This window comes from uncultured Dialister sp. (assembly GCF_900538805.1).
Lineage (GTDB): Bacteria > Bacillota > Negativicutes > Veillonellales > Dialisteraceae > Dialister.
Window position 1 is genome coordinate 1 of sequence record NZ_UPZP01000092.1, and the last position, 8,875, is coordinate 8,875.

Consider the following 8,875-nt stretch of genomic DNA (forward strand, 5'->3'; position numbering starts at 1 on the left):
CGTCTTCTGAGCTATTCCATGTTACTTTCATCGTAGCACCAGGATTCCCTACCCATCAAGGTGGGCAATGGAAGTATCTAACTTCATGCCCTACACTTACTATACGAGAATGACCATGAGGGGGGAAGGCAAGGCACGTGGCGCTGTCTGACATCTGATTTCTAATGTCTATCGTCTAACGTCTATCATCTATCATCTAATCAACGCCCCTTCTGCGCCCAAAAGGCACTGAACCTGACCAATAGAAAACCACCGCCCTCGATGAGGACGGTGGTTTTCTGTTGTAGAGGATGTTATGGCCGGCCCTGCCCCAGGCAGGCCATATTTCTTATTTTTCTACAGCCGCAGGTACAGCACCGGCGGGATCTTTTCCTCCTTCCAATGCTTCGTTGTCTGCCTTTGCCTTTTTCAGGTCGAAGCGGTCGGAGACGAAGCCGTAGAGGGTCCAGCCGAATACGGTGACGATGGCGCCGTAGGTCATGGCATCAAAGCCGGAGGCGTAGCAGGCGTAGAGGCTGTAGAGGGAGGCGATGAAAGCGATGAGCTTGGTGGTTTTGAGTTCGCTGCCCACATGGTCTACGGCCTTCATGATGACTACGATGGAAGCCATGCAGAGGAGGTAGGGCATGATATTGGTAATGACAGCCAGGTTGACCAATGTTTCAAACTGTTCGTTCAGCGATGGGCTGATGGTCATGAGGGAGAAGAGGGATTGGATGATGGTGATGGCCACCATGCCGGCAATGGGGGCGCCGTGGGAGGTGACTTTTTTCAGGAAGGCCGGAAAGTATCCTTCGTCACTGCCTGCTTTGAATACATTGGCAATGGTGAACTGCCAGCCCAGGAGGGAACCGAAGCAGGAGAGAACCATGAGGCCCATGATGATTCTGCCTACGGTGCCGCCGAACATCTGGGAGAATACGAGACCGAAGGGAGCGGAGCTGGAAACCAGGTCTTCTGCCGGAACGATGCCGAAGATAATATTGGTGGAAACGATGTAGCAGGCTGCTGCCAGAAGGGTGCCGCCAAGAACGGCTTTGGGCACGTTCTTTTCCGGATTATCCACGGCGTCCGCATTGGCGCAGGCCGATTCCATACCCAGGAAAGCCCAGAGGGTCATGGTGATGGCGTTCATGGCCGCTTCGCCGAAGCCCAGGTCATGGACATTCCAGTTGGCGGTGTACATGGACGGGGAGAATCAGAACCAGCCTACGAAAGCAAGGCCGATGCAGGGGATGATGACACCCCATACGGTGACGGAGGACACCTGTCCGGTGTACTTGGCGCCGCCGAAATTGAGGACCGTAGCCAGCCAGAGGGTGAAGATGGTGGCTGCGCAGGTCATGACGGGGTCCAGGGTGGTATCAAGGAAGCCCAGGGCATAGCCTACGGCGGAAATGGCAATGGCGGTATTTGCAAAAATCAGGGATACGCCGTAGGTGTAGTTGGCAAGGAAATTGCCGGCTTTGCCGAAGGAATATTCTGCATAGCCGCCCATGCCGCCGCCTTTTTTGCTGTACATGCCGCACTTGGCAAATACATAGGCCAGAGCCATGGAGCCTACAGCTGTCACCAGCCAGGAAACGATGGACAGGGCGCCCACCTGGGCCAGCTTGGAGGGCAGCATGATAATGCCGGAGCCCATCATATTGACCGCCGTCAGGATGGTGAGCTGGAAAACGCTCATTTTGTTTGCTTTACTCATGATTTTCTCCTTTGGTAAGGAAGGATGGGGAAATCTGGTTTCCCCGCTTCCTGATGAGTCATTATTTCTTTTCAAATTCCTTTTTCAGTACATAGCCGTAGGCATGTTTCCTTCCATCTTCGCCGGTCTGTACATAGACGCCCTGGATTTCAGGAGCAAAGCCCGGGAGCTGGTTGATGCCTTCCACCAGGTCAAGGAAATAGGTGACAGCGGTTTTGGACCATTTTTCGCCGGGGTGTACGCAGAGGACGCCTGGCGGATAGGGGAGAGCGCCTTCCAGGGCCGTGCGGCCTTCTGCTTCGGCAAGGTCCACCAGTTCGCCGTGGGCTCTCATGAATTCATACTGCGCTTCCTGGGGATTCATCACGTATTCCGGGAAATAGTCTTTCAGGAAGAGCTGCTTCTGCAGGGTGGATACTTCACGGTCCTTGTAGAAATCGTGCATTTCCTGGCAGAGGCGGCGGATGGTGTAGCCTCTGTACTTTTCTTCATAGGCGTTGTAAATGGAGGGGAGCACTTCGGACATGGGCGCATCCTGGTCGATGAGCTGTTCGAAACGGATGAGCTTGGCCACCAGGTCGCTCATCTTTGTTTCGTTTTCCGCCGGAGTCATGAGGAAGAGGATATCATTGAGGTCGCATTTTTCCGGAATAATACCGTTTTCACGGAGGTAGTTGGCCAGAATATTTCCGGGAATGCCGAATTCTTCATAGCCGCCGTTTTCTACATCAATGCCGGCGGTAACGAACTGCAGCTTCATGGGGTCGATGAAGTACTGGCCCTTGCCGTAACCGTCGAATCCGTGCCATTTGGCGCCCGGTTCGAAGGCCCAGTAATTGATGTCGTTGGCCATCTTTTCAGTATCTCCATCTTCCCATTTCTTTCCGTAAACAACGGGAGGAACGAGGGGACGGATGTAGTGGCAGTTGCGGAGGACCTGCTTTCTGGTTTCAATCACCAGTTTCACCGCATCTCTCCAGAGTTTCTTCCCTGCTTCTCCTTCATGCATCTTGGCATTCACGTCGAGCGCGGCGAAGAGCTGGTACAGGGGGGAGGTGGAAGCGTGCATCATGAATGCATTGTTCACTCTCTTATGAGGTACATAGCGGTCCTGGCCTTTAATGTGGGAGTCCTTCTTGTGAATCTGGGAGGTCATGGAGAAGCCGGCCTGCTGTTTGTGGACGGACTGGGTAACGAAGATGCCCGGGTCTTCCGGGCCCAGGTCCAGCAGAAGGGGAGAGCAGTCCTTCATCATGGGGATGAACTGTTCATAGCCCACCCATGCGGAGTCGAAGAAAATGTAGTCGCAGAGATGGCCGATTTTATCCACCACCTGGCGGGCGTTGTAGATGCAGCCGTCATAGGTGCCCAGCTGGATGACGGCCAGACGGATGGGTCTCTTGGCCTTTGCCTTCACCGGATCCCTTTCAGCCACCAGTTTCCGGATGTATTCTTCATTGAAGCAGTGTTCCGGAATGCCGCCGATGGAGCCGAAGGCATTTCTTTCCGTTTCCAGATATACAGGGGTGGCGCCGGCCAGCACCAGGGCGCCGTGGTCGATGGATTTATGATTGTTGCGGTCGAAGAGGACGATGTCGCCGGGGGTGAGCACTGCATTCAGTACCACCTTGTTGGAAGTGGAAGTGCCGTTCAGTACGAAATAGGTTTTGTCGGCGTTGTACACCCTTGCGGCGTGTTTCTGGGCTGCCAGGGCCGGGCCTTCATGAATGAGGAGGTCACCCATGGCCACGTCTGCGTTGCACAGGTCCGCGCGGAATGTGTTTTCACCGAAGAAATCGTAGAATGCGCGGCCTGCCGGGTGCTTCCTGAAGAAAGCGCCGCCCTGATGGCCTGGGCAGTCAAACTGGGAGTAGCCGTTTTCCACGTATTTCTCCAAATCCCTGAAGAAAGGAGGAAGCATGGCATCTTCATAGTGGGATGCGGCGCTTTCAATCTGGCGGCTGTAGAAATCGTGATCCGTGCCGTTCAGGTCGATGACCCGGTATACCCTGCTGATGACATCGTCAGCCACCGGACCTTCCTTGGTGCGGATGAGGAGCACCGGAATGTTGAAGGCAAAAATCATTTCCTTCTTCAATACATCGGTGTCCGTATCCGTAATGACTACGGCACCTACGTCGGTGAAATCGGTATCATTGACGCCGATCACTTCGCGGGAGGAAATGCTGCCGAAAATTTCAAGGGCTTTATCAGAGTAAGCAATTTTTAAATGTTTCACGATTGAAACCTCCTGTACGGAACATTTTGTTATGAATGGGAAGCGTGAGGTGTGTGCACAGCACCGGATGCGCTTTCCCGGCAGGGGACTTACGTCCTTGACTGTGCTTATTGTATAGAAAATTGGGAAAATACTCCAATACCGATTCCATACCAAAAAAGAAAATCCCGGAAATCATTACAGATTGCATGGATAAAAGGAAACCGGCAGCTATTAATAACAAAAATGTTATTAATCACTGCCGGCGATTAAAAGGGTAAACAGGCAGAGAACACAGGCCTGTGTAAAGAACCGGTCAAGCAAAAGAGAGCAGTATATATCAGGAAGAATCATTGAAAGGAAACTGGAAAATGCTTCATCAGGGAGAAAAATCAGGAGGAAGAAGAAAAATCCCAAGACAATAATAACAAAATAGTTATTATTATCTTGGGACAAAGGAAATACTATTTCCCGTAAACCCATTTCCGGTAGGATGCAAGACAGAGCGCATAGCCCGCAGCCATCAAAAGTCCCAGGGGCAGGGCTGTGTCTTCTCCGGCAATGCCGGTCAAAGGCATGGTGAGACTTCCCGGTGCCACGGTGAAGAAACCCAGCAGGGCAGAGGCGGCGCCGGCGTTCTTTCCCTGCCGGGACAGGGCCATGGACATACTCACCGTTTCTGTAATGGATAAAGGGATGACCGTGATGATGAGAATGGGAATGAGCACAGGGAGGGGCCAGAGGAAATAAAGACCGGCCAGGAGGAAAAGACTTCCTATGACACAAAGGACAATCCCGCTATGTTCTTGTTTCCCTTGCCACCTCAAGGGGAAACAAGAAAATTAGAGGCACTTTCCTTTTATCTGCCCGACCGGAATGGAGCTGGGCGAAGCCCTGAGGATAGGGCCGAAAGAACTGATGCCGCTATTTTTCGATGCCTAATGACGCAGCCTTCCCGCCGACTGGTATTTTTTAGTGAGCTGGTGAACTAGTGGACTAGTGTGCTAGTTGGAATCAATGTCGGCGCTTACCAAGATTCTTCGCCTGCGGCTCAAAATGACCGTGAGGGCGGGAAGTAAATCCCGTAACGATGACTATAAAACTTATCGCCGCAGGCGATACCACACCCTTTGAACCCGCCTGCTGGAAGCAGGCAGAACCCTCTGAACCTTCTGAACCCGGGCCGCTCCGCGGCCCCTTGCGATACCACAACCCTCAGCCCGAAGAGCTGTCAAACCTAAGAACCCTCCGGCCGACGGCCGGTCAAACTTCAGAACCTTTTCCTGCCCTTTGAACCCTCTGAACCTTCGGGCCCTGCGGGCCCGCCCCCTTTGGTGCTGACGCACCACCTTCCCCCCGCAGGCGGTGGGACAATAGGATGGAGGAACCCACCAGCTCACTATGAAAATATTGACACTATCCCATAGGGGTGCTATACTCTTTCATATACAAATACAAAAGCCGTAGAACAGGAAGAGTAGTCCTGATGGAAGCCATCCAAGGGAGCCGGCGCAAGTGGAAGTCCGGTATGGCAGTCTTGATGAATGGGCCTGGGAGGCGCTGTTTCGAACCGCTGGTGTAGAGACAGACGGATTTCACCGTTACTGGAAACTGAGATGGGCATTTGCCAATATGGGTGGTACCGCGGAATTATATCCTTTCGTCCCTTTGCTGTTTAGCAGAGGGATGAAGGGATTTTTATTTTACAGGAGGTTGTCATCATGGAACAGGTTATGGATGTATCAAAACTTGTCTTTACCAAGGCGAGGGGAGGCAGGTTCCGCTGGCTTACCATTTCCACTCTCATGCTGGCCATCGGCATGCTGCTCCATCTGGTTTCCCCGTCGGTGGCAGGCTTCACGCCGAACTGGATGATTGCCTGCTATGTGGTGGCCATCCTTCTGACGAAGCCAAGCTATAAGCAGTGCCTGGGCATCTGCATGGTGGCGGCGCTGATGGAAGTGTTCACCAGTAAGTCCGCCTTCCCCTACGGCGACTTTGCTTCCGAATTCTTCGGCGCCTATGTGGCCGGTTTCTTTGCCCATTCCGTGCCGCCCATTAAAATCGGGAAATTTTCACTGCGGCCCGCCATTGCAGGTTTCATTACCACCTGCGTGTCCGGCTTTACCTTCGTTTCTATTCTGACCCTTGTCATGGGCATTCCAATGAAAGTTTATCTTTACGGTATGCTGCCTGCGGTGGCCATGGTGGGCATCGGAAACGGCATTATCACACCGTTCCTCTATTTCCCGGCGCTCCGCCTTTTCAAATCCATGCACTACATGGCAGAGTCCGACGTGGAGGACAGCGACCACAGCGGCCTGGTGCTTGCTCAGCAGCAGGAAGGGGTCATCAGCGTGGAGCATCTCACCTACACCTATCCTTTTTCCAATAAGAAGGCACTGGACGATGTATCCATGGCCGTTGGCAAGGGAGATTTCGTGGTGGTCACCGGCCCCAACGGCGCAGGTAAAACCACCCTCCTCATGTCCATGGCCGGCGCCATTCCTCATTACTACGGCGGCACCATGGAAGGCATGGTCTTCACCGGCGGCAAGGCAGTGACCCAGCATACCATTGCAGACCTGGCCTCCTCCATCGGCGTCATCCTTTCGGACTACAAGGCCCAGATCGTTACCTTGACCGTAGGGGAGGAAATGGCATTTACCCTGGAAAATCACGGTTTCCCACCCGATGAAATCCGCCGGCGGTCGAAAGAAGCGCTGGCCAAGGTCCATCTGGACGGACTGGAAGAACGGAAGGTTTCCACCCTTTCCGGCGGCCAGTGCCAGCGTCTGGTGGTGGCTGCGGTGCTGGCGGAGGAGCCGGAGGTGCTGGTATTCGATGAACCTACTTCCGCCCTGGACCCCGAGGGCATCCGCGAATTTTATGAAATGGTGGGCGAGCTGAACCGGAAAGAAGGGCTCACCGTGATTGTGGCAGAGCATCATCTGGAAGCCACCCTGCCCTATGCGAAGAAATTTGTCCTCATGAATAAGGGAAAGATTATCAGCCAGGGCACACCGGAAGAGGTGATGCGGGCCATGAAGCAGAACCATATTTACGAAGAAGCCATTCCGGATATGTACAGAGCTCAGCTCACCCTGGAAGACGAAGGGATTTCCTTTGAAAAGCCCTTCCTGAATATCAGGGATGCAGAGCAGTCCGTGGTGGATTCCTTTGGGAAAGGAGGAGAGAAACATGCTTGAACTGAAAAATGTATCCTTCAGGTACGCGAAGAATCTGCCTCTCGTGCTGGACAATGTGTCCCTCTCCTTCGATAAGGGAGAATTCGTGGCCATCACCGGAAGAAACGGCAGCGGCAAAACCACCATTACCCGCCTCCTGACGGGACTGGAAAAACCGGCTTCCGGACAGATTATCTACAACGGCACCGATGTGACAAAGGAAGACGCTTCCAAGAGAAGCCGTTTCATCGGGTACGTTTTCCAGCAGCCGGACCGGCAGATGTTCATGCCCACGGTGCGGGAAGAAATCGCCTTCGGCCCCTTCCATCAGGGAAAGCGGGGACAGGAAATGGAAGATGCCATCGACCGCGCCATGGCGGACACGGACACGGAAAGTCTCTCCGCCGAATATCCGAGAACCCTGTCCCGCGGCGACCAGCAGCGGGTGGCCATCGCCTCCGCCCTGGCTATGGATACGGAATACCTGGTCCTCGATGAACCAACCAGCGGACAGGACGGCAGAGAAAAGAAAAGACTCATGGCATTAATGGAGAGACTGCAGGAAAAGGGCATCACCATCATCCTGGTCACCCACGACATGGACATCGTAGCCAGGGACTGCACCAGGGCGGTAGTCATTGCAGGTCATAAGGCCGTCTTCGATGACAAGCCGGAAATCCTCTTTTCCGAAGCCAACCGCCCCGAAGACTGGGGCCTGGCCTATCCGCCGGCAGTGCTTCTGGGCCGGCGCCTTCCCGGCGCTCCCTACTGCCGGGATATGGACAGCTTCTGCAGAGAATTTATGAAACGGAAAGGAGGAGTTTCCTTATGAGAAATCTGGTACCGCTTACAAAAATCCTTTTAACCCTGGCCACCGCCGTATGGGCCATTGTACTCCATAAGCCGGAAAGCCTCCTTTACCTCTGCATTCTGGAACTCCTTATCCTCCTGGTGTCCAGCGAACTTTTCAAAAACATCAAAGCCCTCATTATGCTCATCATTTTCGCAGCCCTTCTGGGAGCCATCGAAAAACTGGGCGGCGGCTCCACTGAAGAATCGGTGGTGGCAGCCCTCCGCATGCTGGGCATGACCATCATCTTCATCTACCTCCTTGGCACCGTGAAATTACAGGACCTCACCGCCTCCATGGTACGCCAGCTCAAGGTACCCTATGAATACGCCTTCATGTTCACCGCAGGACTTCGCTTCATCCCCGATTTCATAGAAGAAAACAGAGCCGTCTCCGAAGCCCAGGCCTGCCGCGGCCTGGCCGTAAAGGGTAACTTCTTCAAACAGGTGAAGCGCTACATGTCCATCGTAAGACCACTCATGCTCCGCTCCCTGGGAAGAAGCGAAACCATGGCACTCTCCCTGGAACTTCGAGGCTTCGGCGGCTCCAAGAGAACCTTTATGGAAAGCGTGGCACCCAAAGGAAAAGACTATATCTTCATGGTCCTCATCCTTATCGTCACCGCCGCCGTTATCTACGGACGGGTGAAACTGGGAATGTAATAGGTAAAAAAATGCACCCTGCTCAAAGGGTGCATTTTTTTAGTGGGCTGGTGGACTAGTGTACTAGTGGGCTGGGAAGACCATACAATCGGGCTGCGCCCGTGGAAAATCATACAACCGCGCCTGCGGCGCGTGGGAAATGCACCCCTTCTGCCGCCTGTGGCGGCGTCTCTCCACGGGAAAGCGTCTCACGTGATTTTCAGGTCGCTGTAGCTCCCTTACAAATCACGTTCGCTTGCCACCCCGGAGGGG

Annotated in this window: 5 protein-coding genes, 1 pseudogene and 1 other annotated feature; of the genes and pseudogenes, 3 read left to right on the forward strand and 3 right to left on the reverse strand. The window is 53.8% G+C overall.

Going from position 1 to position 8,875, the window contains the following annotated elements; genetic code table 11:
* Positions 1 to 328 precede the first annotated feature (328 nt).
* The 3 genes and pseudogenes from potE to QZQ29_RS07790 all read right to left on the reverse strand — a co-directional run bounded on the left by potE (position 329) and on the right by QZQ29_RS07790 (position 4,651).
* Positions 329 to 1,705, reverse strand: a pseudogene (gene potE / locus QZQ29_RS07780) (putrescine-ornithine antiporter).
* Positions 1,706 to 1,766: 61 nt separating this feature from the next.
* Positions 1,767 to 3,944: an ornithine decarboxylase SpeF gene (gene speF, locus QZQ29_RS07785; protein WP_296962050.1), complete on the reverse strand. Its 2,178-nt coding sequence runs from the start codon at positions 3,942 to 3,944 to the stop codon at positions 1,767 to 1,769.
* A gap of 443 nt (positions 3,945 to 4,387) precedes the next feature.
* Positions 4,388 to 4,651, reverse strand: a complete 264-nt coding sequence (locus QZQ29_RS07790) for a hypothetical protein (RefSeq protein WP_296962052.1) — start codon at positions 4,649 to 4,651, stop codon at positions 4,388 to 4,390.
* A 727-nt stretch (positions 4,652 to 5,378) separates the two neighbouring features.
* Positions 5,379 to 5,594: a binding site (T-box leader), on the forward strand.
* Positions 5,595 to 5,644: 50 nt separating this feature from the next.
* Here QZQ29_RS07790 and QZQ29_RS07795 point away from each other — a divergent pair.
* From QZQ29_RS07795 to QZQ29_RS07805, 3 genes are read left to right on the forward strand one after another with little or no spacing between them, the layout of a single operon-like run.
* Complete coding sequence (locus QZQ29_RS07795) at positions 5,645 to 7,132, forward strand: tryptophan transporter (protein ID WP_296962054.1); 1,488 nt, start codon at positions 5,645 to 5,647, stop codon at positions 7,130 to 7,132.
* The gene (locus QZQ29_RS07800; RefSeq protein ID WP_296962056.1) at positions 7,125 to 7,943 is read left to right on the forward strand and encodes an ABC transporter ATP-binding protein; all 819 of its coding nucleotides are present in this window, start codon (positions 7,125 to 7,127) and stop codon (positions 7,941 to 7,943) included. The genes QZQ29_RS07795 and QZQ29_RS07800 overlap by 8 nt, the downstream gene beginning before the upstream one ends.
* On the forward strand, positions 7,940 to 8,623 hold the full coding sequence (locus tag QZQ29_RS07805; RefSeq protein WP_296962058.1) for an energy-coupling factor transporter transmembrane component T: 684 nt from the start codon (positions 7,940 to 7,942) through the stop codon (positions 8,621 to 8,623). The genes QZQ29_RS07800 and QZQ29_RS07805 overlap by 4 nt, the downstream gene beginning before the upstream one ends.
* The last annotated feature ends 252 nt before the right edge of the window (positions 8,624 to 8,875 follow it).

Coding starts and splice junctions, on each gene's coding strand:
- QZQ29_RS07795 (WP_296962054.1), top strand. CDS start 5,645: ATGGAACAGGTTATGGATGTATCAAAACTTGTCTTTACCAAGGCGAGG.
- QZQ29_RS07800 (WP_296962056.1), top strand. CDS start 7,125: ATGCTTGAACTGAAAAATGTATCCTTCAGGTACGCGAAGAATCTGCCT.
- QZQ29_RS07805 (WP_296962058.1), top strand. CDS start 7,940: ATGAGAAATCTGGTACCGCTTACAAAAATCCTTTTAACCCTGGCCACC.